The organism is Micromonospora sp. NPDC018662 (genome assembly GCF_044391475.1).
Lineage (GTDB): Bacteria > Actinomycetota > Actinomycetes > Mycobacteriales > Micromonosporaceae > Micromonospora.
The window spans coordinates 21,154-35,209 of record NZ_JBISAC010000007.1 but is presented as its reverse complement, the minus strand read 5'-3'; the positions used below and the strand labels follow the sequence as shown (position 1 = coordinate 35,209).

Below are 14,056 nucleotides of genomic sequence, written 5' to 3'. Positions count from 1 at the left end.
CCGACGGTTCACGCTGCCCGACGACCCGGAGGTGACGAGTGTCCAACCACATGGCCGGCGGCGGCATGGGCGGCTGGAGCATGCTCCGGTCGTTGCGCAACCGCGACGAGGTCTCCGCCCACCAGCTCAAGCGCGGCACCGCTCGGCGGATCGTCGCGTTCGCCCAGCCCTACCGCCGCGACATCGTCGTCTTCCTGCTCACCGTGATCGTCGCCGCGGTGATCGGCGTGGCCACCCCGCTGCTCGCCGGTGACGTCATCGACGCGATCGCCGGCGGCGGTTCCGACGCCCGCGACACCGTGGTCCGGCTGGCCCTGATCATCGCCGTCCTGGCCGTGGCCGACGCGCTGTTCTCGCTTGCCCAGCGGTGGTATTCGGCCCGCATCGGCGAGGGCATCATCCTCGACCTGCGCACCCGGGTCTACGACCACGTCCAGCGGATGCCGCTGCAGTTCTTCACCCGCACCCAGACCGGCGCGCTGGTCAGCCGGCTCAACAACGACGTGCTCGGCGCCCAGCGCGCGTTCACCTCGACGCTGTCCGGGGTGGTCAGCAACGTCATCCAGCTCGTGCTCACCGCCGGCGCGATGCTGGTGCTGTCCTGGCAGATCACCGTGCTGGCGCTGGTGCTGCTGCCGATCTTCATCATCCCGGCCCGCCGGGTCGGCCGCCGGCTGGCCGAGATCACCCGCGAGTCCTACGACCTCGACGCCAAGATGAACGCCACCATGACCGAGCGGTTCGGCGTCTCGGGCGCGCTGCTGGTCAAGCTCTTCGGCGCGCCCGAGGTGGAGGCCGACCGGTTCGCCCGCCGGGCCGAGCGGGTACGCGACATCGGCATCCAGTCCGCGATGTACTCCCGCACGTTCTTCGTGGCGATGCTGCTGGTCGCCTCGCTGGCCCAGGCGTTGACCTACGGCATGGGCGGCTGGCTCGCGGTCACCGGCGCGGTCAGCGCGGGCACCGTCGTCAAGCTGGCGCTGCTGCTGACCCGCCTCTACGGTCCGCTCACCGCGCTGTCAAACGTCCGGGTCGACGTGATGAGCGCGTTGGTCTCCTTCGACCGCGTCTTCGAGGTGCTCGACCTGCGTCCGGCCATCGCGGAGAAGCCCGACGCGGTGCCGGTGCCGCCCCGCAACGGCCGGGTCGAGTTCCGTGACGTGCGCTTCCGCTACCCGAGCGCCGCCGAGGTGTCGCTGGCGTCGCTGGAGGAGGTCGCCACGCTGGACCGGACGGTGAACGAGCCGGTGCTCAAGGGCGTCTCGTTCGCCGTCGAGCCCGGGCAGATGGTGGCGCTGGTCGGCCCGTCCGGCGCCGGCAAGTCGACGCTGTCCATGCTGATCTCCCGGATCTACGACGTCAGCGACGGCCAGGTGCTGGTCGGCGGCCTCGACGTGCGCGACGCGACGCTCGCCTCGCTGCGTGACGAGATCGGCGTGGTCACCCAGGATTCGCACCTGTTCCACGAGACGATCCGGGAGAACCTTCGTTACGCCAAGCCGGACGCGACCGACGACGAGATCTGGGCGGCGCTGGCCGGGGCGCAGGTCGCGGACCTGGTCCGGGCCACGCCCGACGGTCTCGACACCACGGTAGGCGAGCGGGGCTACCGCTTCTCCGGCGGCGAGAAGCAACGCATCGCCATCGCCCGGCTGCTGCTCAAGGCCCCGTCGATCGTGATCCTCGACGAGGCCACCGCGCACCTCGACTCGGAGAGCGAGGCGGCGGTGCAGCGGGCGCTGTCCGTGGCGTTGACCGGGCGCACCGCGCTGGTCATCGCGCACCGGCTCTCCACCGTGCGCGACGCCGACCAGATCCTCGTGCTCGACGAGGGGCGCATCGTCGAGCGCGGCCGGCACGAGGAGCTGGTGGCGGTCGGTGGCCTCTACGCCGAGCTCTACCGGACCCAGTTCGCGGTCAGCGACTCGCCGACCCCGTACGTCGAACCGGAGCAGCCGGAGCCGGTGGTGACCACGGTGCCGATGGGCACGTACGTCGCGCAGGAGGCCATGCCGCCGTCGTCGGCGAACTAGGCGTTCCGCCCCCCGGCGCCGGTGACCCGATCGGGCGACCGGGTCTGCTGGCGCGGCACCGGCCGCCGGGCCCCGCCCCGCCGAGGCCCGGGGGAACCACCGCGTGAACACCAGCGAGGTCAGCCCGGTGAGCGCCGCGACCACGGCCACCACGAAGGGTGCGACCCCGCTGGCGATGCCGCGCTCGATCACGTCCTACGGCCCGGACGCGACCAACCCCTGCACGACGGCGATTCTCGCAGCACGCGTCTACCCCACGCGGTCCCGCCGTCGCGGTACGTCACCGCAGGCCGGGAGGTCGTGAGCGGAACCGGAGGCGCTACGCGCCGGTGACCGCGGCGCGCAGTTCACCGAACGCGGCGCCGAGCGTCTCCGGGGTGAAGTGCGCGTTCAGCCCGCTCGGGTTGGGCAGCACCCAGAGCCGCGCCGGCCCGAGCGGCTCCGGCTGCGGCCCGAAGCCGGCCTTCGGCCGGGCGAACCCGATCCGGTAGGCGGTCACCCCGACCACCGCCACCCAACGCGGCCGGTGGCGCTCGACCTTGTCGGTGAGCACCCGCGCGCCGTCGACCAGTTCCCCGGCGGTCAGCTCGTCGGCGCGGGCGCTGGCCCGGGCCACCATGTTCGTGATGCCCAGCCCCAGCGCGGGCAGCTCGTCCTGCTCGCTGGGGTGCAGCAGGCGCGGGGTGAACCCGCCGCGGTGCAGCGCCGGCCAGAACCGGTTGCCCGGCCGGGCGAAGTGCCAGCCGGTGGCCGCCGACCACAGGCCCGGGTTGATGCCGACGAAGAGCACGTCCAGGCCGGGCGCGATCACGTCGGGCAGGAGCCGGTCGGCCGCCGCCGCGAGTTGCTCCCGGCTGGGTCGCGGGTGGCGCCGGGCCGGCGAGCCGGGACCGGTCGCGGGCTCGGGCCGCCCGCCGGCGGGGCGGCGTCGGTCGTTCATCGCCGTGCCGCCGCGGGCCGCTGGCGCATCGGCGTGCCGGCTCCGAACCGCTGGCGCATCGGCGTGCCGGCTCCGAACCGCTGGCGCGTCGGCGTGCCGGCACCGGGCTGCGAGGTCACCGACGTGTCCTCACAGGCCACGCAGCGCGCCGCCGTCGACCGGCACGGTGACCCCGGTGACGTAGCTCGCGGCGGGGGAGAGCAGGAACGCGGCGACCCGGCCGAACTCGGCGGGATCGCCGATGCGGCCCAGCGGGATCACCGCCTCCGCCTCGGCGCGGGCCCGGTCGGCGTCGCCGGAGGCGGCCAGCAGCTCCCGGTTGCGGTCGGTCATGATCCGGCCGGGCAGCAGGCTCACCACCCGTACGCCGCGCGGGCCGTACTCGTCGGCCATGTCCTTCGCCACCCCGGCCAGGCCGGGCCGCAGCCCGTTGGAGATGCCGAGGCCGGCCAGCGGCGCGCGCACCGAGGTGGAGAGCACGAGCGCTATCGCGCCGCCGTCGGTGAGCGCGCCGGCCACCGTGCGCGCGACCCGGACGCTGCCCAGGAAGACCGTCTCGAACGACTCCCGCCACTGGTCGTCGGTGACCTCGGCGGCGGTGCCCCGGGGCGGTCCGCCGACCGAGACCAGCGCGCCGTCGAGCCGGCCGAAGTGTTCGCGGGCCGCCGCGACGAGGCGGTCCGGGGTGCCGGGATCGGCGAGGTCGGCGGTCAGCCCGATGGCCCGCGCCGGGTCGCCGAGCGCCTCGACGGCGGCGGCCACCCGTTCCGGGGCCCGGGCGGCGACCACCACCCGGGCGCCGTCCGCGACGAGCTGCCGGGCGGTGGCGAGACCGAGGCCACCGGAGGCGCCGGTCAGCACGTACACCCGGTCGGCCAGTCCGAGATCCATGGGCCCGATCCTGCCGCATCGGGCCGGAGCTGTCAGCGCGGGGCGGGCCGCAGCAGGCGTACCCGGCCGGCGAGCTGGACCGCGACGGCGCCGCCGGTGCGGGCGAACGCCGGGAGGCTACGGGGTCGGGGCGCGCCGCGGCCGTCGTAGCGGCTCGCGGCCTCGCGCCCGGCCAGCTCGTCGGCGCCCAGCGGCGGCAGCGTGCCCCGGTCGCGCAGCTCGCGGGCCAGGTCCCAGCCGTCGCGCAGCGAGCCGTTGGTGGGGCGGCCGGCCGCCCAGTCGACGAACACCGCCGGCCAGTCGGCACCGAGGCCGGCGGCGAGCAGCGGCCAGTGCCGGGCCACGTCGCCGGCGCGTTTGCGTATCAGCGCCCGGCGGGCGGCCTCGACCGGCGCCGGGGCGAAGCCGGGCGGCAGCGGCCCGCCGGCGACCAGCGCCGCGACCAGCTCGGCCTGCCGGGCCGCCAGGTCGCCGCTCACGTGACCACCGGGTGCCCGGAGGCGGCGGCCAGCGCGTCCAGCTCGCCGCGCAGCTCGGCGGCGGGCGGGTAGTGGCCGTCGCGTTCCAGCAGCAGCGCCGGCGGCCGGCGTCGGTCGCACAGGTCCCGGACCAGGTCGAGCACCTCGGCGGGGACCGGGTCGGTGTGCGTGTCGTGGTAGAAGCCGCCGGCCTCGGCGCCGCCGGCCACGTGGACGTAGGCGATCCGCTCCAGCGGCAGCCGGTCCAGCAGCGCGGCCGGGTCGCCACCCCGGTTACGCGCGTTGGCGTGCACGTTGGCGACGTCGAGCAGCAGCAGCGCGCCGGTGGCGTCGAGGATCTCGGTGAGGAAGTCGGCCTCGTCCAGCTCGTCGTCGGGCCAGTCGAAGAGCGCCGCGATCGGTTCCAGCGCCAGCGGCACCGGCAGCTCCGCCTGCGCCCGCCGCACGTTGGCCACCACCGCGGCCACCGCCTCCCGGCTGCGCGGCAGCGGCAGCAGGTGGCCGGCCTCCAGGCCGCCGGCCCGCACGAACGCGATGTGCTCGCTGACCAGCGGCGCGTCCAGCGCCGCGGCCACCCGAGCCAGGTGGGCCACCCGGGCCGGGTCGACCGGTTCCGCGCCGCCGAGCGAGAGCCGCACCCCGTGGGGTACGACAGTGACGCCGCGGGCGCGCAGCTCGGCCAGACCGTCGGGCAGCGGCCCCGCCGGGGCGACCGCCTCCGCGACCACCTCGACGAAGCGCAGCCCCGGCAGCTCGGCCACGAAGCCGGCGATCTCGGGCCGCCAGCCGATGCCGACGCCGGACGGGCCGCTCATCCGCCGCACCCGCCACCCCCGCAGCCGCCGCCCCCGCCGCAGGAGCTGCCGCCGCCGCAGGAGGAGGAGCCGCCGGAGCAGGAGGAGGAGCCGCCGCACGAGCTGCCGGAGCTGCCCGCCGTACCCATCGCCTGACGCTGGATCTCGGCCTGCTCCGCGAAGCCCGGGTCCATCGTCCAGAGGGTGGCGGTGCCGTACAGCGCCACCGCCATGGCGGTGGCCGACGCGCCGTACGTGGCGTAGGCCGGCGCGGCGGCGGGGCGCAGCGCGGTGTGCCGGCGGCGCAGGTCACGCAGCGCGGCGGTGGCCGCCCGGGTGCGCCACGGCACGCGGTTGAGCAGCAGGAACGCGACGACGAGCGGGACCAGGGTGAGCAGCAGGAAGCCGGCCGGCCGGCCGTTGGTCAGCCCGACGAAGGCACGCGCCACGCCGAGCACCAGCAGCAGGCCGAGCAGCGTGGACCCGCGTCGCAGCGTGCGGCGCCGTTCCGGGTCCAGGGCCAGGCCGCGGCGGACCAGGCCGTCGCGCAGCTCGTCGAGGGCCCGTCGGACCCACTCGTCACCGGCCAGTTCCCGGGCGCGCAGGCCACGGCCGGCCGCGTGGTGGACGGCCTGGTCGAGCGGGGTGAGCCCGGCCGGCAGCGGCCCGCCGGTGGCGAGCCGCCGGTCCGGGTGCACGCCCACCGCGCCGGCCCGGCGCAGCCCGCCGAGCGACGTCCAGACCGCGAGTTGGTCGCCCCCGTTGAGGTACGCGACCTGTTGCGGCCCGAGCGAGCCGTGATCGGCGACCGGGGTGCCGGCCAGCGCGCGGAACCGGTACACCGTGGCGCCGACGACCAGCACGACGGTCGCGACGAGATACCAGCGCAGGAAGACGGGGCCGGGAATGCCCCAGGTGTCGGCCGCGAGGACGGTCATGCTGTGCTCCTGTCGCGAGGGGGGTCGCGGCTCATTGTGGAGCAGGTACGCCAGTGTCGATCTCCGCGGTGCGGGCAGTTACCGGACCGAGACGTCAGTGCCGGCGGACGGCCTCCTCGACCAGGTCCAGCACGCGGGTCAGGTCGCCGGCCGGCCGCCCCATCGCCAGGTGCAGCACCAGCCCGTCGTAGGCCAGCTCCAGGAACTGCGCCAGCACGTCGATCGGCACGTCGTCGCGGAGCACGCCGGCCTCGCGTTGGCGGAGCAGCCGCTCCCGGGTGGCCTCGGCGATGGCCGCCGAACGCTCGGACCAGCGCTTGGCGAACGCCGGGTCGGTCCGCAGCCGGCGGGAGACCTCGAGCTGGCTGCCGAGCCAGCCCGTGGTGTCCGGGGAGACCGCCCGGGCGAGCAGGTCCCGCATCACCTGGACCAGGCCGTTGCGGGCGACGGTCTCCACCATGGCGGCGGCGTCGTCCTCGGCCACGGCGAGGAAGAGCGAGTCCTTGTCCCGGAAGTGGTGGAAGATCGCGCCCCGGGACAGGCCGGTGGCCTCCTCCAGCCGCCGCACGGTGGCGCCCTCGTAGCCGTGCCGGGCGAAACACGCCCGCGCCGCGGCGAGGATCTCCTGCCGGCGCGCGTCGAGCTGGTCCTGACTTACTCTGGGCACCGGACGATCGTCGCAGGTGGCGGGGGGTCGACGCAAACCGTACGTACGGCTTGCGAGACGGGTTCGCTACGATCCGGGCGTGCCGCTCCCCACCGCCCCGCTGACCGTCGCCGCCGTGCAGGCGCAACCGACGCCCGGCGACGTCGCCGGCAACGCCCGCGCCGCCGCCCGCCTGGTCGGCCGCGCCGCCGGGGCACGCGTCGTGGTGCTGCCCGAGCTGTTCCTGCCCGCGTACCACCCGCCGACGCTGGGCGCCGACCCGGACGGGACGGACGTGGCCGCCGACCCGGACGGGCGGGTCGACGACGCTCGGCTGGACCCGCTGCGCGCCGCCGCCCGGGACGGCGGGACCGCCGTGGTGATCGGCGCGGCGGTCCGCCACCCCGACCGGCGGCGCACCATCTCGTCGCTGGTGGTGGACCCGGCCGGCACGGTCACCGCGGCGTACGACAAGCAGCAGCTCTGGCGCGGCGAGCGCGAGCTGTTCGACGCCGGCCGGCGCGGTGCCACGCTGCTGGTCGACCGGTGGCGGTTCGGCCTCGGCATCTGCTACGACGGCTGCTTCCCGGAGCACGGCCGGGCCGCGGCGGGCGACGGCGCGCACGGCTACCTCTGCCCGAGCGGCTACCTGGCCGGCTCGGCGCACCGCCGGGACCTCTACTACCCGGCCCGCGCGCTGGACAACACCATGTTCGTGGTCTTCGCCAACGCGGTCGGCGGCGTGGATCCCTGGCGGTTCAACGGTGGCGCGGCGGTCTACGACCCGGAGGGCCGGCCACTGGCCCGGGGTGCGGACAGCGGGGAGGACGTGCTGGTGGCGACGCTGGACCCGGCCGTCCTGGCGGACACCCGCGCGGCACACACCATGCTGCTCGACCGGCTGCCCGACGGCGGCGCCGCCCGCACGACGCTCGTCGCCTGACCGCGACCGGGACCCTCGGCCCTGCCGGTGCTCCGGCCGTTCCCGTAGGGTGCTCAGGTGCCGTTGCTCCTGCTCGCTCTGGACGACACCCTGCTGGACCGCGACGGGCCGTTCCGCGCCTGGGGAGCACGCTTCCTGGAGAGCATCGGCGCGCCGCCCATCGACCTCGACTGGCTGGTCTCCGTCGACGCCGACGGGTTGACCAACCGCTGGGACGTGGCCGACGCCATCCGCGACCGCTACGGCCTGCGCATTCCCTCGATCGACCTGGTCGAGGAGCTGCACGACGGCGTGGTGGCGCTCATGCGGCTGGACCCGCTGGTGGCCTGCGCGCTGCGGATCGCCGCCGACGCGGGCTGGGTGCCGGTCGTGGTCACCAACGGCGCGTCGCGCCAGCAGGACACCAAGATCCGCAAGACCGGCCTGGACCGGTACGTCGCCGACTGGGTGATCTCCGAGGAGGCCGGGGTCAGCAAACCCAATCCGCGGATCTTCGCGCTCGCCGCCCAGCGGGCCCGGTTGCCGCTGCGCGGCGCGTGGGTGATCGGTGACAGCCCGGAGGCCGACATCGGCGGCGCGACCGCGGTGGGCCTGCCCAGCGTCTGGCTGCACCGCGGCCGCCGCTGGTCGGATCCCCGGTTCGCGCCGACCCGGGTGGAGGACGGCCTGATCCCGGCCGTGGCCGCGGTGCTGGCGGGCTGAGCCGGGCCGCGCGAAAACCGGTTGCGCCCGCCCGGGACGGCCCACGAGCATGGGGCCGCGCGAGGGCGCAGCCGGGGTCGCCCGGTCGAGGAGGGGAGGTCGGTCATGGCCGTCTTTGCAGGGTCGTTCCACCTGCCCCCACCAGACTCGACCGAAGGACAGATCCACCTGTGCGCGATCACGACTTCCCGGCGCAGCCGCGCCGTGGCCGCGGCAAGAGCCGCTTCGACGACGACGAACCCGACTACCTGAAGCGGGGCCGGCCGGCCCCGACCCTCGCCGACCCGGACGCCGAGCCCGACGCGGAGGACCGCTGGTCCTCCTGGGACCAGGCCGTCCACGGCCCGGAGCCGCACCCGGCCTGGCTGGTGACCGAGCTGGCCGCCCGGGACACCGAGCTCGGGATGCTCAAGACCGGCAAGGAGGCGGACGTCCACCTGGTCCGCCGCGCGGTGCCGGACACCGACCGGGGCTGCCTGCTGGCGGTCAAGCGCTACCGGGACGCCCAGCACCGGCTCTTCCACCGCGACGCCGGTTACCTGGAGGGCCGCCGGGTACGCCGGTCGCGGGAGATGCGGGCGATGGCCGGGCGCACCGCGTTCGGCCGGCAGATGATCGCCGGCCAGTGGGCGGCGGCCGAGTTCGCCGCGCTGTCCCGGCTCTGGGAGATCGGCGCCGCCTCCGGGCGGATCGCCGTGCCCTACCCGGTGCAGTTGCTCGGCACCGAGCTGATGCTGGAGTTCGTGGGCGACGCCGAGGCGGGCGAGGCCGCGCCCCGGCTGGCCCAGGTGCGGCCCGACGACGACGAGCTGCGCGACCTGTGGAGCCAGTTGGTCGACGCCCTGGTCGTGCTGGCGCGGGCCGGGTACGCCCACGGTGACCTGTCCCCGTACAACCTCCTGGTGCACGCCGGTCGGCTGGTCATGATCGACCTGCCGCAGGTGGTGGACGTGGTGGCCAACCCGCAGGGAGCCGAGTTCCTGGCGCGGGACGTGCGCGTGGTGGCCGCCTGGTTCACCGCCCGGGGGCTGCCCGCCGCCGACACCGACCCGGCGGCGCTGACCGAGGCGCTGTTGCGGGAGGCGGGGATCCGCTGAACCACGAGCGTCCCGGGCGGGATCCGTCCCGCTCGGGACGCCGGCTCGGCCCTGCCGTCCGGGACGGCGGTGTCGGCCTTGCCGTCCGGGACGGCGGTGTCGGCCTTGCCGTCCGGGACGGCGGTGTCTGCCCTGCCGTCCGGGACGGCGGTGTCGGCCTCGCCGTCCGGACCACGGGTCACTGGAGGTAGCGCTCGACCTCCGGCACCGGGCGCTCGCCCTGGGCGTCCGGGTCGCCGTGCGCCTGCCGGGCCGCCCGGCGGCGGCGGAGCAGGTCCCAGCACTGGTCCAGGGACTCCTCCAGGTGCCGGAGCCGCTCGCGGGCCTCGTCGTCGGTGCCGGCCTCGTGCTGCTGCGCGCCGGCGCGCAGCCGGTGCTCCTCGTCGACCAGTTCGGAGATCCGGCTCAGGATGGTCTTGTCGTCCATGCCCGAAGCTTGGCACAGCCGACGCGCCCGCGCCCGCGTTCCCGCGCGCGGGGAGTGTTAAGCGGGGTCCCGGCCTATACCGCATGCGTTAAGCGGGGGCCCCGCCTTACCCGCAAACCTTTCGGCGTGACGCATATCCCACCGGCTCCATTCTCGACAAAGAGATTGTTGTTAAGTGAAATATCCTCCGGCCTGGGCTTTTGATTCATCGCTCAGGATGGCATGCTCGCGAGCAACGTTCACGGGTCGAGACGGGGTAACGACCCTCAGCTACCCGAGGGAGCGTTCAGGTGGTCGATTCGCCCGGCCTGTCCCGGCCCACCGGCCGGCCGCACGCCGTGCCGCTGCGGCAGATCCTGCCCGCCGTCCTGCGGGACCCGGCCCGCGCGCTGATCGACGTCGGCAACCGCACCGGCGGCGACGTGGTCCGGCTCAACCTCGGCTCGTTCCGCCCGTACCTGGTCACCCATCCCCGGCACGTGCAGCACGTGCTGCGCGACCGGGCGGACAACTACGAGCGGGCCGGCGACGGACTGTTCTGGCGCCCGGTCAAGCGGCTGTTCGGCGAGGGCATCCTCGGCGAGGGACAGATCTGGTCGGCCAGCCGCCGCATGCTGCAGCCGATGTTCACCGCCAAGCGGGTGGAGGCGCTCATCGACGGCATGGCCGACGCCATCTCCGACGCCGTCGACGAGCTGGACGAGCCGTACCGCGCCGGGCGACCTGTCGACATCGGCGTCGAACAGGCCCGCATCGTCAGCCGGGCGATCATGAAGGTGCTCTTCGCCGACCGCATCTCGGTGCCGGACGCGATGCGCGTGATCGACGCCCAGGACCGCATCGCCACCGCGGTCATCCCCCGCATCGTCGTGCCGTTCGCGCCGCTGTCGCTGCCGATGCCCGGCGACCGGGCGTTCCGCCGCGCGGTGCGCGTGGTGGACGACGTGCTGGTGCCGATCGTCCGGCAGACCCGCGACGACGCCGACTCCGGCGACGACATCATCTCCACGCTGTGGCGGGCCCGCACCGAGGACGGCCGGCAGCTCGACGAGCGGCAGGTCCGCAACGACACCGTGGCCATGTTCGCCGCCACCACCGAGACCACCATCAACGTGCTCACCTGGGCCTGGCCGCACCTGCACCAGCACCCCGAGGTCGCCGAGCGGCTCTACGCCGAGATCGACGAGGTGGTCGGCCACGGGCCGGTACGCCGGGAGCACCTGACCCGACTCACCTACACCAAGATGGTGCTGGACGAGCTGCTGCGGCTCTACCCGATCGGCTGGATCATCCCGCGCCGCGCGGTCGCCGAGGACGTCATCGACGGCGTGCCGATCGAGGCCGGCGCCACCATGGCGGTCAGCCCGCTGATCACCCAGCGGATGCGGCAGTTCTGGGACCGGCCGGACGAGTTCGACCCGGAGCGGTTCCGGCCGGAGCAGGTCCGGAACCGCCACCGCTACGCCCACTTCCCGTTCGGCGGCGGGCCGCACCAGTGCCTCGGCATGTACCTGTTCTATCTGGAGGCCCAGCTCATCCTCGCCACGATGCTCAGCCGCTACCGCTTCCGGCTGCACCGCACCGGCGTGCCCGGGCTGCGGCTGGCGGCGGCGCTGCGACCGCGCGAGCGGGTCGAGCTGACGTTGCTCGCGGCCGGCCGGGCGGAGCCGGTGTGACCGGCGGACCGATGCCTGACGTGATCGCCGCCGCGGCGGAACAGGGCCGGATCTCCGCGCTCGTCGCGCACGGCCAGCGCGGCCTGCGACGGGTCGCCGCCGCGCACCCCGACCTGTTCCCCGGCGACCCGTTCGACGCGACGCTGTTCGGCAGCATCGCCTCGGCGATGGCGTTCAGCGCCCCCTGGCACACCGCCGCCGAGCTGGCGGTCACCAACCGCGCGGTGCTGTGGGGCTTCGCGGTCGACTGGCTGGTCGACCACCGGGCGACCAGCCGCGCCGAGGTGGACCGGATCACCCGTACCTGCCTGGACGTGCTCGACGGAGCCGAGGTCGACGACCCGCTCGGCCGGTTCCTCGCCGAGCTGCGCGACGACGTCGCCACCGCACCCGGCTACCACGCCCTGCGCGGGCGCTGGCGCACCACGATGGAACGCACGCTGGACGCGATGGCCCGCGAGTGGACGTGGCGGCGCACCGGCCGTCCCACGCTCGCCGAATACCTCGCCAACGCGGACAATCTCGCCGCCACGGTGGTCAACGTGGCGCACTGGATCCACACCGGATCGGTCGCCGACGCCGCCGAGCTGGACCGGCTGATCGAGGTCGGCGACGAGGTGCAGCGGGCGTTGCGGCTGGTCAACGACCTCGGCACCCATCGTCGGGACGCGGCGTCGGGCGACCTCAACGCGCTGCTGCTGGTGGACGACCCGGCGGAGGTCGAGCGGCGGTTCGCCGAGCAGGTCGACCACTGCCGCGTGCTGCTGGCGAAGCTGGCCGACGAGGTGCCCCGGGAAGCCGACTTCCTGTCCCGCCAGCTCGGTTTCACCACCGGGTTCTACCGGCACACCGACTTCTGGGGCGTGCGGTGAGTCTGACCGCCCAACCCGCGACCCGGACCGGGCCCGCGCGGGAGCTGGTCGACGCGCTCGCGGACGACCCGACGGGGCAGACCTCGCCGTCGGTCTACGAGACCGGCCGGCTCGTGGCGCTGGCGCCCTGGCTGCCCGGCCACGACGCGCGCCTGGCCTGGCTGCTCGACCGGCAGCGCCCGGACGGCGGTTGGGGCGGCCCCGGCGGCTACGCGCTGGTGCCGACGCTGAGCGCCGTCGAGGCCCTGCTGGCCGAGCTGCACCGGGCCGGGCCGGCGGCGACGCCGTCCGCCGCCGCGCACCGTGGCCTGGCGTTCCTGGCCGCCGCGCTGACCGGTGACACCCCGCCCGACCTGCCGGCCACCGACCTGATCGTGCCGGCGCTGCTGGCCGCCGTGGACCGGCGGCTCACCGGGCCGGCGGGTCCGCCGCCCGGGCTGGCCGGGTGGGCGGACCGGCCCCGCCTGCCGCTGCCGGCCGGTCTCGACCCGGCCCGGCTGACCCGGGTACGCGGACTGCTGGCCACCGGCCGGCCGGTCCCGGAGAAGCTGGCGCACGCGCTGGAGGTGACCGGCGAACTGGCGTCCGGGGCGGCCGGTGTCCGCCCCTCGGCGAGCGGGTCGGTGGGTGCCTCCCCGGCCGCCACGGCCGCCTGGCTCGGTCGGCCCGAGCCCGGTCCGGCCCTGGACTACCTGTGTACGGTCGGCCGGGCCGGGCCGGTGCCCTGCGCGAGCCCGATCACCGTCTTCGAACGGGCCTGGGTGCTCGCCGTCCTGGTCCGGGCCGGCGTCCCGGTGCGCGTGCCGGAGCCGGTGCTGTCCGAGCTGCACGCCGCCGTCGGCAGCGCCGGCGCGGCCACCGCGCCCGGCCTGCCGGCCGACGCCGACACCACAGCCGTCGTGCTCTACGTGCTGGCCCGCCTGGGCCGGCCGCTCGGCGTCGCCCCGCTCGCCGGGTACGACACCGGGCGCCACTTCTGCACCTGGCCGGGGGAGGACGGCGCCTCGCTGACCACCAACGCGCACGTGCTCGACGCGCTCGGCGAGCATCCCAGCCGGCCCGGCGTGACGGCGGCCCGGCGCCGGGTCGCCGACTGGCTGGTCGAGCGGCAGGAGCCGGACGGGCGGTGGGACGACCGCTGGCACGCCTCGGCGTACTACGCGACGTACGCGGTGCTGCTCGCCCTGGCCGACCACGCGCCGGACGGCGCGGCCCGGACCGCCGTCGAGCGGGGCGTCGGCTGGCTGCTGGACACCCAGCGGTCCGACGGATCCTGGGGGCGCTGGCACGGCACCGCCGAGGAGACCGCGTACGCGGTGCTCGCCCTGGCCGGCGCCGGCCGCGCGGGGGACGCCCGGATCGCCGCGGCACTGGCCCGGGGGCGGGTCCGACTGTCCGAGCTGGACGGACGCGACGGCGGGCCGGCACTCTGGCACGACAAGGACCTCTACCGTCCCACCCGGATCGTGCGCGCGGCGGTGCTGGCCGCGTCGGGGCGGGCCGGCTGGGCGTCGCCGCGTCCGGCACCCACCATGATCAGGATCGCTTGAATGGAGTTCACGACGGCTGCTAGCGTGCGCCGGAGTCGATCGGATTCCGGACCGACCGAAGACCGGGC

14 protein-coding genes are annotated in these 14,056 nt (G+C 75.4%); 7 read left to right on the top strand and 7 right to left on the bottom strand.

What is annotated here, in order from left to right; genetic code table 11:
* Positions 1-50 precede the first annotated feature (50 nt).
* Positions 51-2,033 carry an ABC transporter ATP-binding protein gene (locus tag ACH495_RS20200; protein ID WP_396859553.1) on the top strand — a complete coding sequence of 661 codons (1,983 nt, stop codon included), beginning with the start codon at positions 51-53 and terminating at the stop codon, positions 2,031-2,033.
* 319 nt (positions 2,034-2,352) lie between these two features.
* On the opposite strand, the gene mug is transcribed toward ACH495_RS20200, so the two are convergent.
* The 6 genes from mug to ACH495_RS20170 all read right to left on the bottom strand — a co-directional run bounded on the left by mug (position 2,353) and on the right by ACH495_RS20170 (position 6,742).
* Complete coding sequence (gene mug / locus ACH495_RS20195) at positions 2,353-2,973, bottom strand: G/U mismatch-specific DNA glycosylase (protein ID WP_396859270.1); 621 nt, start codon at positions 2,971-2,973, stop codon at positions 2,353-2,355.
* 129 nt (positions 2,974-3,102) lie between these two features.
* Positions 3,103-3,864 (bottom strand): SDR family oxidoreductase, encoded by a 762-nt coding sequence (locus tag ACH495_RS20190; RefSeq protein ID WP_396859269.1) that lies wholly within the window; start codon positions 3,862-3,864, stop codon positions 3,103-3,105.
* Between the two features lie 32 nt (positions 3,865-3,896).
* Entirely contained in the window at positions 3,897-4,343 is a 447-nt protein-coding gene (locus tag ACH495_RS20185) for a hypothetical protein (RefSeq protein WP_396859268.1), read from the bottom strand.
* Positions 4,340-5,158 (bottom strand): DUF692 domain-containing protein, encoded by an 819-nt coding sequence (locus ACH495_RS20180; RefSeq protein ID WP_396859267.1) that lies wholly within the window; start codon positions 5,156-5,158, stop codon positions 4,340-4,342. The genes ACH495_RS20185 and ACH495_RS20180 overlap by 4 nt, the downstream gene beginning before the upstream one ends.
* Positions 5,155-6,075, bottom strand: coding sequence for a TIGR04222 domain-containing membrane protein (locus ACH495_RS20175; RefSeq protein ID WP_396859266.1), 921 nt, complete (start codon positions 6,073-6,075; stop codon positions 5,155-5,157). Before ACH495_RS20175 ends, ACH495_RS20180 begins: the two co-directional genes overlap by 4 nt.
* A 94-nt stretch (positions 6,076-6,169) precedes the next feature.
* Entirely contained in the window at positions 6,170-6,742 is a 573-nt protein-coding gene (locus ACH495_RS20170) for a TetR/AcrR family transcriptional regulator (RefSeq protein ID WP_107162520.1), read from the bottom strand.
* A gap of 79 nt (positions 6,743-6,821) precedes the next feature.
* Between ACH495_RS20170 and ACH495_RS20165 the strand changes: the two genes are divergently transcribed.
* The 3 genes from ACH495_RS20165 to ACH495_RS20155 all read left to right on the top strand — a co-directional run bounded on the left by ACH495_RS20165 (position 6,822) and on the right by ACH495_RS20155 (position 9,463).
* A complete protein-coding gene (locus tag ACH495_RS20165; protein WP_396859265.1) occupies positions 6,822-7,664 on the top strand; it encodes a carbon-nitrogen hydrolase family protein in 843 nt (280 codons plus the stop codon).
* A gap of 57 nt (positions 7,665-7,721) precedes the next feature.
* A complete protein-coding gene (locus ACH495_RS20160) occupies positions 7,722-8,366 on the top strand; it encodes an HAD family hydrolase (protein WP_396859264.1) in 645 nt (214 codons plus the stop codon).
* Between the two features lie 170 nt (positions 8,367-8,536).
* Complete coding sequence (locus ACH495_RS20155; RefSeq protein ID WP_396859263.1) at positions 8,537-9,463, top strand: serine protein kinase RIO; 927 nt, start codon at positions 8,537-8,539, stop codon at positions 9,461-9,463.
* A gap of 178 nt (positions 9,464-9,641) precedes the next feature.
* On the opposite strand, the gene ACH495_RS20150 is transcribed toward ACH495_RS20155, so the two are convergent.
* Positions 9,642-9,890 (bottom strand): DUF2630 family protein, encoded by a 249-nt coding sequence (locus tag ACH495_RS20150; RefSeq protein WP_107162524.1) that lies wholly within the window; start codon positions 9,888-9,890, stop codon positions 9,642-9,644.
* Between the two features lie 338 nt (positions 9,891-10,228).
* On the opposite strand from ACH495_RS20150, the gene ACH495_RS20145 reads away from it, so the two are divergent.
* From ACH495_RS20145 to ACH495_RS20135, 3 genes are read left to right on the top strand one after another with little or no spacing between them, the layout of a single operon-like run.
* Positions 10,229-11,566 (top strand): cytochrome P450, encoded by a 1,338-nt coding sequence (locus tag ACH495_RS20145; RefSeq protein WP_396859552.1) that lies wholly within the window; start codon positions 10,229-10,231, stop codon positions 11,564-11,566.
* Between the two features lie 11 nt (positions 11,567-11,577).
* A complete protein-coding gene (locus tag ACH495_RS20140; protein WP_396859262.1) occupies positions 11,578-12,438 on the top strand; it encodes a terpene synthase family protein in 861 nt (286 codons plus the stop codon).
* Positions 12,435-13,988, top strand: coding sequence for a prenyltransferase/squalene oxidase repeat-containing protein (locus ACH495_RS20135; protein WP_396859261.1), 1,554 nt, complete (start codon positions 12,435-12,437; stop codon positions 13,986-13,988). Before ACH495_RS20140 ends, ACH495_RS20135 begins: the two co-directional genes overlap by 4 nt.
* The last annotated feature ends 68 nt before the right edge of the window (positions 13,989-14,056 follow it).